The 14,541-nt window shown below is 61.9% G+C and carries 13 protein-coding genes; 4 read left to right on the top strand and 9 right to left on the bottom strand.

All coding sequences use genetic code 11. From position 1 onward, the window contains the following. Positions 1 to 8 precede the first annotated feature (8 nt). From guaD to ASG47_RS13295, 8 genes are read right to left on the bottom strand one after another with little or no spacing between them, the layout of a single operon-like run. Complete coding sequence (gene guaD / locus ASG47_RS13260; RefSeq protein ID WP_061909724.1) at positions 9 to 1,361, bottom strand: guanine deaminase; 1,353 nt, start codon at positions 1,359 to 1,361, stop codon at positions 9 to 11. 2 nt (positions 1,362 to 1,363) lie between these two features. Continuing rightward, a complete protein-coding gene (locus tag ASG47_RS13265) occupies positions 1,364 to 3,226 on the bottom strand; it encodes an adenine deaminase (RefSeq protein WP_061909725.1) in 1,863 nt (620 codons plus the stop codon). Beyond that, complete coding sequence (locus ASG47_RS13270; protein WP_061909726.1) at positions 3,223 to 4,173, bottom strand: ABC transporter permease; 951 nt, start codon at positions 4,171 to 4,173, stop codon at positions 3,223 to 3,225. The genes ASG47_RS13265 and ASG47_RS13270 overlap by 4 nt, the downstream gene beginning before the upstream one ends. Further along, entirely contained in the window at positions 4,170 to 5,267 is a 1,098-nt protein-coding gene (locus ASG47_RS13275; RefSeq protein WP_200940926.1) for an ABC transporter permease, read from the bottom strand. Before ASG47_RS13275 ends, ASG47_RS13270 begins: the two co-directional genes overlap by 4 nt. Next, a complete protein-coding gene (locus ASG47_RS13280) occupies positions 5,264 to 6,808 on the bottom strand; it encodes an ABC transporter ATP-binding protein (protein ID WP_061909730.1) in 1,545 nt (514 codons plus the stop codon). Before ASG47_RS13280 ends, ASG47_RS13275 begins: the two co-directional genes overlap by 4 nt. Before the next feature lie 59 nt (positions 6,809 to 6,867). Continuing rightward, on the bottom strand, positions 6,868 to 7,917 hold the full coding sequence (locus ASG47_RS13285; protein WP_200940928.1) for a BMP family lipoprotein: 1,050 nt from the start codon (positions 7,915 to 7,917) through the stop codon (positions 6,868 to 6,870). A gap of 25 nt (positions 7,918 to 7,942) precedes the next feature. Continuing rightward, positions 7,943 to 8,896, bottom strand: coding sequence for a nucleoside hydrolase (locus tag ASG47_RS13290; RefSeq protein ID WP_061909732.1), 954 nt, complete (start codon positions 8,894 to 8,896; stop codon positions 7,943 to 7,945). Further along, complete coding sequence (locus ASG47_RS13295) at positions 8,896 to 10,239, bottom strand: amidohydrolase family protein (RefSeq protein WP_061909734.1); 1,344 nt, start codon at positions 10,237 to 10,239, stop codon at positions 8,896 to 8,898. The genes ASG47_RS13290 and ASG47_RS13295 overlap by 1 nt, the downstream gene beginning before the upstream one ends. 136 nt (positions 10,240 to 10,375) lie before the next feature. Here ASG47_RS13295 and ASG47_RS13300 point away from each other — a divergent pair, with 136 nt between their 5' ends. Genes ASG47_RS13300 through ASG47_RS13315 form a run of 4 tightly spaced genes read left to right on the top strand, consistent with a single transcriptional unit; the run spans position 10,376 to position 13,770 of the window. Further along, positions 10,376 to 11,338 (top strand): cytidine deaminase, encoded by a 963-nt coding sequence (locus tag ASG47_RS13300; protein WP_061909736.1) that lies wholly within the window; start codon positions 10,376 to 10,378, stop codon positions 11,336 to 11,338. 31 nt (positions 11,339 to 11,369) lie between these two features. Beyond that, positions 11,370 to 12,386: a LacI family DNA-binding transcriptional regulator gene (locus ASG47_RS13305; RefSeq protein ID WP_061909738.1), complete on the top strand. Its 1,017-nt coding sequence runs from the start codon at positions 11,370 to 11,372 to the stop codon at positions 12,384 to 12,386. A gap of 53 nt (positions 12,387 to 12,439) precedes the next feature. Next, positions 12,440 to 13,189: a glutamine amidotransferase gene (locus ASG47_RS13310; protein ID WP_061909740.1), complete on the top strand. Its 750-nt coding sequence runs from the start codon at positions 12,440 to 12,442 to the stop codon at positions 13,187 to 13,189. Next, a complete protein-coding gene (locus tag ASG47_RS13315) occupies positions 13,186 to 13,770 on the top strand; it encodes an AAA family ATPase (protein ID WP_061909742.1) in 585 nt (194 codons plus the stop codon). Before ASG47_RS13310 ends, ASG47_RS13315 begins: the two co-directional genes overlap by 4 nt. A gap of 140 nt (positions 13,771 to 13,910) precedes the next feature. Here the strand turns inward: ASG47_RS13315 and ASG47_RS13320 are convergent, their stop codons facing one another. Continuing rightward, positions 13,911 to 14,414 (bottom strand): hypothetical protein, encoded by a 504-nt coding sequence (locus ASG47_RS13320; protein WP_061909744.1) that lies wholly within the window; start codon positions 14,412 to 14,414, stop codon positions 13,911 to 13,913. Positions 14,415 to 14,541 lie beyond the last annotated feature (127 nt).

Here is a 14,541-nt window from a genome sequence, read left to right on the forward strand (position 1 = left end):
CCCAGGCATCAAGGGGTGCGATCGAGGCCGTCGACCCACACTTTCGCGATATTGGGGCGGGTGGCCCCATAGATCAGTTTTTGGAAGATGGCATTGGGGTCGGTTTCGCCAAAGAGGCGGATGGCGCCGGTATGGGCAGTGGTGTCGATAGCGAGGGCATCGAAGCGGTAGCCGGGGGCGATGAGGCCGATGGGAAGATCGAGCGCGATGCCACCGCCAGCTGTGGCGAGATGGAAGGCAGTGATGAGATCGACGGCAGAGTTGGGGCGGCCGCGCTCGCTTGCCGGAAGCGAGGGATCGGTGCCTTCGGCGAGCATGCGGGAGGATTGGACGGTGGTACGCACAGCTTCGAACATCGATGCGGAGGGGCCGCCGGAAATATCGGTGCCAAGGCCGACATGGACGCCCTTTTCGAGCGCGTGCCGAAGCGGGAAGACGGAATTGGCGAAGTAGATGTTGGAGAGGGCGCAATGGGCCACCGCGGCGCCGCGATTGGCGAGGCGGTCCATATCCTCGTCGGTGAGGAAATTGGAATGGGCCAAAACGCTTTTGCGCGTCAGAAGGCCAAAGGCGTCGAGGGCAGCCGCGTCGGTTTTGCCGTAGCGCTCGAGCACATGGCCGTGGGCCCAATCGCTTTCCGAGCAATGGGTCTGGACGTGACAGCCGCATTCTTCCGCCAATGCACCGAGGCCGGCGAGGGCTTCGTCGGTACAGGAGGGAATGAAGCGCGGCGTGATCACCGGGAGCACGCGCCCTGCCCTGTTATCGGGGTGATTGCTGATATGGTCGATGACGGCGCGGGTTTCAGCCACCGCGGTTTCAGCGCTCTCGTCGCGATAATAGTCGGGACAGGCGGCGGGATCGTCCATCACCACCTTGCCGACAAGGGCGCGCTGGCCTTTTTCGATGCAGATATCGGCGAGGAGTTTGGTCGCGGCTTCGTGCTGGGTCGCGAAGTAGAGGGCCGTCGTCGTGCCGGTGGCGAGGAGATCGCTGACGAGGACCGCATAGCGCTCGCGGGCGAAGTCGAGATCGGCATATCTGGCTTCGAGCGGGAACGTATATTTCTGCAGCCAGACTTCGAGCGGCTCATCGAGCGCGAGGCCAAGCTGGGGATATTGCGGGGCGTGGATATGGAGGTCGACGAGACCAGGGAGGCCATAATGGCCATCGGGCAGACGATAGAGCCGATCGCCAAGCTCGGCCTCGACGAGGGTCCGCATGGAATCCCCGGCCGGGTGAATATCGGTGATGGTGCCCGCGTCATCGACGCGGATCAGCACATTCTCCAGCACCTCAAGCTTTTCGCGCGTCGGCGCATGGAAGAAGGTCCCGATAATACCTGCGCCGCTGATATCCATGTTCACCAGACTATTTTGTGTGTCTCGCCCGTTTGTACATTCACAAAGCCCTCGGGGCAAAGCGCGGATGGGGCGACGAGCACCCAGCGCCAGGGCGAGCAGGTGAGCGTGGCAAAGATCAGGAATTCAGGAAAACCAGGTTTCCAGCGGTTCATGGCGGCGGGGGCATAGACCCAGTCGACTTCATTGGCGCGAGCAAGGAAGGCTTTCATATCAACATCAAACGCTTCGGCGGGGCGCGCGGTCATGAGGCCGGCGATTTCGAGGCGCAGTTCGGCAACGACCTCGCCGCGATGGACGAGGACATAGCCACCATCGATTTCGGCAAGGCGATTGACCGCCTTGGCCATGGCTTCGTCCGAAGAGCCGATACACCAGATATTGTGGCTATCGTGGGCAACCGAGCAGCAAAGGGCGGTATCGGGATCGGCGGGGCCGACGCCGGTCCAAAACATGGACGCCACGGCACCATCGCCGCGATACCGATCCACCATCGACCATTTGGTGATGAGTTTTGCCGGGTCACGCTGCACTTCACCGTTCTCGACCGGGAGGGTTTCGACGGAAAAATCCTCGTTCCAGGCGAAGGGGCGGGAGATCGCCGCCTGCATGGTGGTGCGCCCAGGTTCGGCTAGAATCGCGAAATCGGCGGCGGTCAGCGTACGGCCGATATTGACGGAGCCCGAAGCCCAATCGGGCCAGTCGATGCGGGTTTTTGGGCCGGTATAGCTCTTGCCCTCGGACACTAGCCGTCCATCGGAATAGACATGGGCGATGTCGATCGCGGGGACATCGCGCAAAAGCACTATGTCGGCATAGCGTCCCGGCGTGATCGAGCCGACCCATTGATCGATCCGCATGTGGCGCGCTGGATTGATGGTGGCGCATTGGATGGCGATTTCGGGGGACAGGCCATAGTGGATGGCATGGCGGACATTGTGGTCGGTGGCGCCATCGCGCAGCGTATCGCTGGCGCTGCGATCGTCGGTGGTGAAGGCGATATTGGACCAGTCTTTCAGGCCCTTTTCGATCAGGCCCGGAATTATGGCATCATAAGAGAAGGGACGCAGCTCGGTGAAAAGACCGCGCAGCAGCCGATCCCAGGTTTCGTCGAGCGCCCAGACTTCGTGATCGGACGAAAGGCCGGCGGCCGCAAAGGCCGAAATGTCGTGGAGATCGGTGAGGCCATTGCCGTGGCCCTCAACGACGCCGCGCATTTCAAAGGTAGCGCGGATCATGCCCCACATGCGCGCGTAGCCCGGATTGGTCGGGTCCCAGACCGAGGGCCAATCCATGACTTCGTCGAGGCTGGTGACCGAGAGGTTTTCCGACAGGAACTCTTTCTGCTCATCATAGCCAAAATAGCCGCCCGACTGTTCCCATGGCGTGGGCGGCACGGCAGACCCTGGCTGGATGAACAGTTTTAAAGGCGAGCCGGCGCGACGGGCCTTTTCCCAGAATTCGATGTTTTTGGGGCCGTTGACGTTGGCGAATTCGTGGCTCGCTTCGCAGGTCCAGGTATTGCCGCGCGGCAGGACGAGCTCAGCCTCGAAATCGGGCGTGATGTGCGTGGATTCGATGTGCTTGTGGACTTCGCCGAAGCCGGGGACGGCGGAGAGGTCGGGATAGGAAACGCGCTTGGCGACCTCGCCACGATAGGAACCCACGGGGCCGACATAGGCGATGCGGCGGCCGGCGATGATGATCTCCTGATTGTCCATCCATTCATTGGCATGGACGGCGAGGAGACGACCAACTTCCACGGCAAGATCGGCCGGCTTTTTGCCCAGGGACACCAGCAGCAGATGCTGCCGGATGGCGACCTCATCGGTCGCCGAGAGGATGAGGTCGTCGGGGAGGGTCATATCTTGGTCAGGGTCCGCATCTGGCGGGCGCGCTGGGCGCGATAGCTGAAGAGGATCAGGGCGAGGACCGTCACCACGAAGGGGATAGTCTGGATCATTTCGCCGGGGATCCAATTGAAGAGATTGGGCATGACAACGGCCAGCGCTTCGAAAATGCCGAAGAGTAGCGCGGCGAGCATTGCCCCGACCGGATGGCGCGCGCCAAGCAGCACCGCGCCGAGGGCGATGAAGCCGCGGCCGGCCGTCATGTCGCGGGTAAAGCCGATATAGTTGAACATGGCCAATTGCGCGCCGCCGATGCCGGCGAAGGCGCCGGAGGCGACAAGGCTCCAAGCGCGCACCTTGGTGACGTTGATCCCTGCAGCTTCCGGGGCGGCTGGATATTCGCCGACGCCGCGGAGCCAGAGGCCGTAGGGGGTGCGGTAGAGAAAATACCAGACCGCAAAAACCATAAAGAGCGCGAGCCAGGAGAGGATCGAGTGGCCTGAAAGGAGGCTGCGGAGGGTCGGGCCGATGAGGGGGATGGCGTCGAGGAAGGAGAGATTGACCGCGGGCACGGCCTTGGACTGGAGATTGATCGAGGTGCCTTTGTCACCGCCGGTGGCTTGCGAGAGGGCAAAGACGGTGCCGCCGGTCGCAAGGATATTGACGGCGAACCCGACGAGGATGATGTCGGCTTTCATGCGCAGATGGAAGAAGGCCATGATGGCGCCAAGCATGGCGCCGGCGCAGATGCCGGAGAGCACCGCGACATACCAGGGGGCATAAACCGAGACGATGACGGCGGTGAGCGCCGAGATCAGCATCATGCCTTCGAGCGCGACATTGAGCGCGCCCGAGAGATCGGAAATGAGGCCGCCGAGGGTGGCAAACAGTAGCGGCGTCGTGGTGCGGATGACCGTGACGAAGAAGGTCGCGGAAAAGACCGTCATCAGGAGTTCGATCATTTCGCGGCCTCCGGTGCGGCGGCTGGTGTCGTCTTGCGACCGAGGAGATTGGCAAAGAATTTCTTGCCGGGCAGCGAGAAGGACGAGGCAACGAGAAGGATGATGATGGCCTGAACGACCGAGATCATTTCGGTCGGCACATCGGTGCGGATGCCCATAAGCTGGGCGCCCTGACGGAGATAGCCATAGGCCAGCGCCACGAAGGGCACGGCGAGCGGCCGCGAGCGGGCGACGATGGCGATGAGAATGCCTTCGAAAGCGAGATTGCCGTCAAAATTCTGCGCCAGATTGCCGAAGGCGCGGCCCTGGACGAAGACCGAGCCCAAGAGGCCACCAAAGGCGCCGGCAACGGTCATGGCCGAGACCATGATGAAGCTCGAGCGGATGCCGGAATATTCGGCAAATTTCGGATTGTGTCCGACAAGCCGAAGTTTGAGCCCCCAATTGGTGCGGTAGAGCAGGAACCAGACGACGAAGGTGGCCACCAGAGCGACGAGGATGCCGAGATCGAAGCGCGTGCCGGGGAGAATGGCGGGATAGATGGCCGTGTCGGGGAATTTGGCCGTCGCCAATTGGCCTGTGCCCTGCGGCGCGAGGTGCGCGCGGATCAGGTAATTGACGATGAGAATAGCGATGTAATTGAGCATGAGCGAGGAGACGATCTCGCTCGCACCGAACCGCGCCTTGGCATAGCCGGGAATGAAGCCATAGACGGCGCCCGCGCACATGGCGGCGAGCATGGCGACGGGAATGGCCATCGGCGTGGCGCCGATGGGCGACATGGCGATGAGCGCAGCAAAAAGGCCGCCCATATAGACCTGGCCCTGCACACCCATGGAGAATTGCCGCGCCTGGAAGACCAAACTGAACGCGAGGCCGGTCAGGGTCAATTTCGCGACGTCGTCGATCCAGAGGCCCATGGTGCGGTTGGACGAAAGCGGCGCTGTAAGCAGCGTTTGGAAGGCGGCGCCGGGATCGGCCGACGTAAGAAGGATGACGACGAGGGCAACGATCAGCGCAATGACGACGGCGGTGAGGGCGCGACCGGTTTCGCGGCCAATCATGGCCCAGCGGGAAGGAGAGTTCTGGCTCATTGGAAGGCTGCCCGCATGGTTTCGGGATCCTGGCGCGACAGGCCGAGCATATAGGTGCCCAGCGTTTCGGCGGTGAGGTCATCGGAATTGACGAAGGCCGCGACGATCTTGCCGCGATAAAAGACGACGAGGCGATCGGAGAGCGCGAGGAGTTCCGAGAGATCGGCAGAGCTCAAAAGTACCGCCGCGCCGCCATCGCGCGCTTCAGTGAGGGACTTCCAGATGAACTGGGTGGCGCCAAGATCGACGCCGCGGGTCGGCTGATTGACCAGCAGGAGTTTTGGTTGCTCGGAGAGTTCGCGGGCGACGACGACCTTTTGCATATTGCCGCCCGAAAGCGTGCCGACCGGATAGCCGGGACCGCCGGCGCGGATGGAATAGCGCTCGATCAGTTTTAGGGCCTGGGCCTTGATGGCTTTCAAATCGAGGAGGCCATTGCGGACATAGCGCTTGTCGGCCAGGCGGGTGGCGACGAGGTTTTCGGCGATGGTGGCGCCGGTCGCAAGGCCCCGCGCGATACGGTCTTCGGGAATGCTGGCAAGGCCCCGCTCGCGCCGTTCGAGGGTCGAGAGCGGGTTGAGCTTGTCGCCATTGAGATAAACGACGCCATCGGCGATTGCGCGGAGGCCGGCAATGGCTTCGAGGAGTTCCGCCTGACCATTGCCCTCGACGCCGACAAGGCCGAGGATTTCGCCCTGATGCACTTTTAGGTTGAGGTCTTCGGCGATCGGGGCGCCGCTTTCGGCAGTGAGCTTGAGCGCCTTGACCTCGCAGGCGAGATCGCCGCGGCCCTTGGCGCGATCGACACGGAGGGCAATTTCGCGGCCAACCATCATGGTGGCAAGGCTCTGCTCGGTGACTTCCTTGGCGTTCACCGAGCCGACCGTCTTACCGGCGCGCATGACGGTGATGCGATCGGAAATGGCGAGGACTTCGGGCAGCTTGTGGGCGATGAAGATGACCGTGCGGCCCTGCGCGACAAGGGCGCGGACGGCGACGAAGAGTTCTTCGACTTCCTGCGGCGCAAGGACGGCGGTCGGCTCGTCGAGAATGAGGATGCGCGCGTTCCGATAAAGCGCCTTGAGGATTTCCACTCGCTGCTGCTGGCCGACAGGGAGTTGGCCAACGGGCGGCAGGGGATCGACCGCAAGGCGGAATTTTTCGGAAAGCGCGCGCACCTCTTCGATCGCTTTTTGGCGGTCGAACTTGATGCCATTGCGCGGCTCGGAGCCGAGCACGACGTTTTCGTAGACGGAGAAGGACGGCACCAGCGAGAAATGCTGGAATACCATGCCGATGCCATTGTCGATGGCATCGCGCGGAGTGGGAAAGGAGACGGGCTTGCCATCGAGGCGCAGTTCGCCGCGATCGGGCTGTTCGATGCCGAAGAGGATCTTCATCAGCGTGGACTTGCCGGCCCCGTTCTCGCCGACGACGGCATGGACTTCGCCTGCCGCGATAGTAAGATTGACGCCGTCGTTAGCGACGGTGCCGCCGGGATAAGTCTTGCCGATGGAAATGGCTTCGAGCAGCGGCGCCATGGCGTCTCCTCGCTGGAATAGAAAAAGCCCCGCCTGAGGGACAGGCGGGGCCGGAACGCTTACTTCATGGCGCTTTCGACGGTGATTTCGCCAGAGATGATCTTGGCTTCCTCGGCATCGACTTCGGCGCGGACATCGGCGGGAACGAGCTTTTCATAGTAGCTGTTCTTGGCGATGCCGACGGCGCCATCGGCAAGGCCGAGGATCAGGTTGGTGCCATAGGGCGCGGTGCCATCAAGGGTCTGCTGCAGAGCGGTAAAGAGGGAATCGCCAACCTTCTTTTCGACCGAGGTGAAGATCACATCGGCCTGGGCCGGATCGGTCGGGGCGAAGATTTCGGCCTGATCGCTATCAACGCCGACAGCAAGCTTGCCCTCGTCGCGGGCTGCCTGGAGCGCGCCGATGCCGGTGCCGCCCGCAATCGGGAAGACCACGTCAACGCCCTGGGCGAACTGGGCGAGCGCCAGTTCCTTGCCCTTGGCCGGATCGGTGAAGGAGCCGGCGACAGCGCGGGTGACCTGCACGTCGGGGTTTGCCGCCTTGGCGCCCTGCTCGAAGCCGAGGGCGAATTCGAGGATGGTCGCGCCTTCGACACCGAGGATTTCGCCGAGCTTGCCGGTGGTCGAAATCTTGGCGGCGGCATAGCCGGCCAGATACGCGGCGGTCGACACGCGATAATTGATGGCAAGCATATTGCCGAGATTTCCGGCGGTGAAATCAGGCGCATCATCGAAAACGATGAACTTGGTTTCCGGATAGTCCGGCGCCAGCTCGGCCATGAAGCCGGTCATTTCCCAGGTGCCGGCGATGACGACGTCATAGCCCTGGTCGGTGGCGTCCGCGAGGGCCGGCTGCCAGCGGCCACGATCATTGCCTGCTTCGATGACGGTGACATCGACCGGGAGCTCCGCCTCGGCCCGATCCAGACCCGCCGCGGCGGAGTCAAAGAAGCTCTTGTCGCCGAGATTGCCGTGGACAACGAGGGCAACCTTGAGCGGGTTTTCCTTGGTGTATTCCTGGGCGAAAACCGCGCCGGCCGAAACCGAGGTCATGAGACCGGCGGCAAGAAGGCCGGCAAAGGCGCGGCGGGTAAAGGTTGGATTGGACATTGACGAAGCTCCCTTAAGGCTTGGGTCAGGCGGTGGCGCGGTAGGCAACGGACGCGCGGTAGAGCGCCACGAGGCGATCGACCTTTGCTTCCTCGATCAAGGTCACCATCGGCGTGCCGAGGCGGCCTGAAGGATCGACCACGGTCATGCCGCGCGCGATGCCCGGCGCAAGCGCCACATCGACGGAAGCACGAATGGTCTTGGTCACAAGCTCCGGCTCGATAACAGCGGCAATGGCCAGCGGATCGACGAAGCGGAAATGATCGGGCCCGCCATAGCCGACAGTGGTCTTGCGCGCATGGTCGACAAGCGCGGCGGAAAAAGTCTTTTCCGGGCTGTCCGGAATTTCGGCAAGGAGCGCTTCGACTTCATCACCGGTCATGAAATGGGTGACGCAGGGCTCCCAAGGCGCGACGAGCGTTTCGACATCTGCACCAAAGACGATCGCGGCGGCTTCGGGATCGGCATAGATATTGAATTCGGCAGCCGGCGTGGTGTTGCCACGGCCATAGACGGTAGCGCCCATGATGGTGAGCTGGCCGATGCCGGGAACGATATCGGGCGCCAAGCGTAGGGCGAGCGCCATATTGGTCAGCGGGCCGATCATCAGGATATCGACCTTTTCGCCGGCCTTGGCGGCGGCGCGGAAGGTTTCAACGAGATAGCCGACGCCATCGGTGCTGGCGACCTCCGGAATCTTTGCGGGGCGCGGGGCGCCGCCGAGACCGTCTTCGCCGTGGATATATTTCGCGTCGATCACCGGCTGGGTCAGCGGACGATCGGCACCCTTATGGACCGGCACCGAGCCTTTGCCCGCAACTTCGAGCACGGTGAGAATATTGCGCGTTGCCGCATCGAGACCGACATTGCCGAAGACGGTGGTGATCGCGTCCGGCGTCTTGCCATTGGCGATCAGCATCATCAGGGCCTGCGCGTCGTCGACGCCGCCATCGGTATCGAGAATGAGTTTTCTTGCCATTATGCCACTTTCCGAGCCGCTGCGACGCGGTCCCAGAAATCCCTATAGGTGTTTGAGTACTCGGCCCTGATCTCGGACAAGGGCCGACGCAGGAGCTGCCGATCTTGCACCAGCTGCTCGCCGGCGACAAAGACATGGCGCACATCCCGTCCACTTCCGGAATAGACCAGCAGCGTCTCGATGTCAGGGGTCTCGGAATAGCCTGCACCAGAAATATCGATCGCGATGATATCGGCGGCCTTGCCGACTTCGAGCGAGCCGATCTCATGATCTAGCCCCAGCGCCTTGGCGCCCTCGATGGTGGCCATGCGCACGAGCTCAGCACTGGAGATTGGCTGCGCCGTCCTTTCGCGATGTGAGGCGACAAGCCCCGCGACCCGCATTTCGTTGATCATGTCATAGCCATTGTTGGCCGCAACATTGTCGGTGCCGAGAGCAACAGTAACGCCCGCAGCTTTCAAGTCCATAACCGGGCAAATGCCTTCGCGACCCGAGCGCAGGCCGGCCGTGGCATTGTAAGAAATTGAAGCGTGCGGCGCGCGGGCGAAAACGGCGATGTCGTCAGGGCTGAGATCAAGGCAATGCGCCGCGTGGATACGGCCATTGAAAAAGCCGAGCTTTTCGAGCGCAACCGCCGCCGTCGTGCCATAGCGCCGCTCGGTCTCTTCATTGTCTTCGGGGCCACACGCCATATGGAGATGCAAGCCGACGCCGAATTCATTGGCGACGGCGACTTCGGCAAGGAGCAGATCTTCCGTATTATCGACATAGGGCGCATGCGGGCCGAACCAGGGAATGACCCGACCGTCGGACGAACGCTGCTGGCGGAGAAAGTCCGTCGCCTTGGCAAGTTCTTCCTCGCCACGCTCCTTGTCGCCCAATTGCACAATGCCATAGGCGATGACAGCGCGGAGCCCGGCATCCTTGACGGCGGCGGCGATTTCCTCGGCGAAGAAATATTGATCGCAAAACGTCGTCGTACCGCTCAGCGCCATTTCGGCGCAGGAGAGCGCAACGGCCGGACCGATATCGGACGAGACCAGCGACAGCTCCGGCTCCCGGATGGAATTGTACCAGCCCTCCATGGTGAGAAGACTTTGCCCCTCCGACCGGCCGCGAAACAGCACCATGGCCGAATGAGTATGCGCATTGATGAGACCGGGCATGACCAAATGCCCCGAGAGATCCTGAACCACGTCGAAATCATCGGGGTTGGGACACAAATCCGCAGGTCCGACGCCGCTGATCCGACCATCGACAAATGCCACCCACCCACCAGCATAGACGGTATTGGCATCGTCCACAGTCAGGACGGTCGCATTGCGGAGGAGTGTAGAACCCATTTGACCTATCGTTGGTAAAGCGCTTTACATAGCTGATCTAACGATGGTTTCGAGGGGATTGTCAAATGCTATCGCACCCAATTTGCACAAGCCTGCGCCGCATGAGATTTGTGCATAATTTCTCGGCAAAAACTCGATGAGCGTCAATCCCTTTGCTGCAGACCCAGACGTCCCCGTGCGACTTGGCAAGATCAGCGATACCGAAAAAACGGCGATTGTCGATGCGGTCCTTGCGGCCATCGCGCCTGCGAAATCGCAGCCGCAAGACAATATGGGCGGGGTCGTCCCGGCTTCAGTGGTCAGCGAACTCGTTGGCCGCTTTGGACTGCAGTCCGAGCGCGATCTGATGTGCCTGCTGCTCGATCGGTCAGCGCGAGAAATGGCCAAGCCACTTATCTCCGACTTTCACGTCGGCGCTGTGGGCCTCGAAACCGAGACGGGCAATCTCATCCTCGGCGGCAATGTCGAATTCCCGACGACGCATCTCGGCTATACGCTCCATGGCGAGGGTTTTGTTTTCACCCGCGCTATGAGCCGAGGCACCAATATCGCCGTGATCGCCATTGGCGAAGCCCATCCCTGCGCCCATTGCCGGCAATGCCTCGCTGAATATGCCGCCAGCGATCGGCTGGAGCTGATCGATCCGTTGGGCCACACGCTCAAACTCAGCGACCTTTATCCATGGCCGTTCGACCCGGCCTATCTCGGCGAGCGCGGCGCCGTGCCCGGACGCGAACTCTGGCCCGATCTGCGCTTTGAGGAAGATAGCGCCTCCCCTGCGGCAAAGACTTTGCTCGCGGCCGGACGGCGCAGCCATTCGCCCTATAGCAAATGCCCCGGCGCCCTGACGCTGCACCTGCGCGACGGCGCCGCGGTCACCGGCACCGCCATTGAAAGCGTTGCGTTCAATCCAACCATCCATCCAGTGCAATCAGCGCTCGTCGATCTCCTGGCCCATGGCTACGGTTACGCCGACATTTTGGGCGCCAGCCTCGGCACCGTCCGCGGCGGCGCCGTCGACTACACAGCCAGTACGCGCGAACTGCTCTCCCGCATCGCGCCCGATGCGCCTGTCATGGTGATGGGATGGGCGGTGTGACTCGGATGCCGTCTCAAAGCGCGGAGGCACCATGCCAACCCTGAGCGACGTCGCGGCCGAAGCCGGCGTCTCCCCGACGGCCGTCTCGCGCTATCTCAACAATCGCATCGACCTGCCGCAGGCAACGCGGGACCGGATCGACGCAGCGATCGCCAAGCTCGACTATCGCCCCAACCTACTGGCGCGGCGGCTCTCGACCGGGAAATCCGAAGCCATTGCGCTCGTCACCCCCGATATCGCCAACCCATTCTTTGCCGAGCTTGCGGCGGCCGTCGAGCGCCAGGCGCATGCCAGCGGCTATTCGGTCTATATCACTTCCACACAAGGCCACTCGGACGCGGAAGTGAAAGCCATACGGCGCATGGCCGATAGCCATGTCGATGGCCTCATCATGATGACCAATCGCGTCGATGACGGCACGCTGGCCGCGCTCTTGGCCGGACGCACCAATGTCGTCGTGCTCGACGAAGATATCGAAGGCGTCAATCTGCCCCGCGTTTTCGTCGATAATGCCGAGGGAGCATATCTGGCGACACGGCACCTCATCGAGCATGGGCATCGCGATATCGCGCTGATCGGCGGGCCGCATCGGCTGATGAGCGTCAACGAACGCCTCGCCGGTTATAACCGCGCCATGGACGAAGCCGGTTTTTCGATCCGTCCCGGCTGGGTCCTTCTCGGCGATTATAGCCGCAACTATGGCGCGGCGGCCGCCTCGGTTTTGCTCGAAGCGCCATCGCCACCGACAGCCATCTTGGCCTGTTCCGACTATATCGCCATCGGCGTCATCCAGACCGTGCGCGCGCTTGGGCTCTCCATCCCCAATGACATCAGCCTCGTCGGCTTCGACGACATGGCTTTCGCCGCACTCGTCGATCCGCCACTGACCACCATTCGCCAACCGGTCGGCGCCATGGGCGAACTGGCAGTCAAACATTTGCTCGCTCTGCTCGAAGGGACGCCGCCGCCTGACGAAACGCGGCTGCCGGTCGAGCTCGTCATCCGTAATTCCGTCGCGCCGCCGCAGCAGCACGCCGACCCAGCCTGAATTTTTTTACGCGGGCGGCAAACCCCTGCCCCGCGCCAACATGAGGCCATGCCATGAGCAAACGCATTCTGATCGCTGGGGAATCCTGGACGGTGCATTCGATCCACCAGAAAGGGTTCGATAGTTTTACGACCACCGAATATGCCGAGGGCGTCCGCTGGCTCAAGGCCGCGCTCGAAGCCGGCGGCTGGGACGTGACCTATCAGCCCGCCCATGTCGCAGCACGGGATTTTCCGTTCACGGTCGAAGAGCTTGCCGCCTATGACTGCGTGCTCCTCTCTGATATCGGCGCCAATACCCTGCTCCTCCATCCCGATACGTTTGCGCGCTCTAAAGTTCTGCCGAACCGGCTCGCCGCGGTGCGCGATTATGTGGCGCAGGGCGGTGGTCTCGTCATGGTCGGCGGCTACCTCACCTTCCAGGGGATCGACGCCAAGGCGCAATATGCGGGCTCGCCTATCGAAGAAGCACTGCCAGTGATCATCGAGCGCGGCGATGATCGCGTAGAGGCGCCGCAGGGCGTGGTGCCAAAAGTTAAGAAGTCCGAACACGCGATTGTCGCGGGGCTTTGGGCCGAGTGGCCGGCTCTGCTTGGCTACAACCGCTTTGCGGCCAAGACGGGCGGCGATGTCGTTGCGAGCGTCGGGAATGATCCGCTGATCGTCGCCGGAGACTTCGGCAAGGGCCGCAGTGTTGCCTTCGCCTCGGACTGCGGACCACATTGGGCCCCGCCGCCTTTCGTCGAATGGGCTGGATATAATCGTCTCTGGACCCAGCTTTGCGATTGGGCAGCGGGCAAATGAGCCTCACCGTCAAGCAACCAGAAGATCCGTGGCAGCGCACGACCACGGCAGGCGGCTTTGCGGCCGATGAGGTGATTTCAGCGCTGCAAAAGTCGATCCGGCGTGCATTGGTGGACAATGCGCTGCTGCTTGCCTGGGAGATGTTTCGCACGAGCCCAGAGATGGAAGAAAAGCTCTGGTCGCGGCTCTGTGTCATTGCGGTGGAAGATATTGGCCTCGGCAGGCCCGAGGCACCGGTTCTGGTCGAGACGCTCTATCAGCAACACAAGCGCTATGATCGGCCAACGGGTGATCGCTTCCTCTTTGCCGCCCATGCCGTGCGGGTTCTGGCCGGGTCCGAAAAGGATCGAACCAGCGACGATATGGTCAATTGGGCCATACGCGGCACGCAATTGGGTGAACTTTCGCCAGAGATCATCGACGTCGCCAAAGATATGCACACTTTAGCCGGCCAGGAACGCGGGCGGGACTATCGCTTCTTCATGGAGGAGGCGAGCCAGGTCACGCCCGAGATCTCAGGCAAAGACCAAAAATATCGCGATTGGATCATGGCCGCATTGGATAGCGGCAAGTTGGTTTAGGGCGTTTGGGGATTTACGTCAGGACGAGGCGAAAAAGGTGGTTTTCGAGAACCGGAGCGGAGCGTACGTTCGGGTACGTGAGCACCGGAAGCGCAGAAAATCGCCGTTTGCAGTCCGGCATCACGGAATCCCCACACGCCCTAGGCCGAAAGCAGCGGCGCGAGGCTCTTGAGGAAGGCGCGGCACTCTCTGAGCGTCGCGCTCGCCTCGTCGGAAATGTCTTCGCGGAGGCTTTCCCCCTGTTCATTCAGCGTGTCGAGGAGGGCAAGCCGTCGCTCGTGCAGCGTCCTGCCGATTTCGAGGTCTGCAGCGGTCTCGAGTGCCCGGCGCATTTCCTGAACGCGGAGCAGCAGCGAAAAACTGGCATAGAGGCGCCGCGCTATCGAGGGATCGCGACGCCAGTTTTCGCCGGCAAAGATGGCCGAGGCTCGCTGGCCCGCGCCGAGGCAGTCGAATGCCTCACACCCCTCATAACCAAGCTCTTCCCGACGCGCGTGAATGGTGCAGCGAAAGGCGGCATCTAGGTTATGGCAGGGTTGGCCGGCGGCCTTATCGTGAGCGAATTGAGAGCCACGAGAGAAGGCGAGCGCAGTGCAGCATAGAGCAAAGCACTTGTCGCATTGGGCTGAAAAATCAGCGTTCATCGCTGTGCTTCCGGTTTCATGGCATTAAAAACAGCAAAGCCCCGGTTCTTTCGAACCGGGGCTTTGCTGTTTTGTATCGTAGAGAGGATGTGTTTTTAGCAGACCTTGCAGTGACCTACTCTCCCAA

The sequence above is a fragment of the Devosia sp. Leaf420 genome (genome assembly GCF_001425445.1).
Classification (GTDB): Bacteria; Pseudomonadota; Alphaproteobacteria; order Rhizobiales; family Devosiaceae; genus Devosia.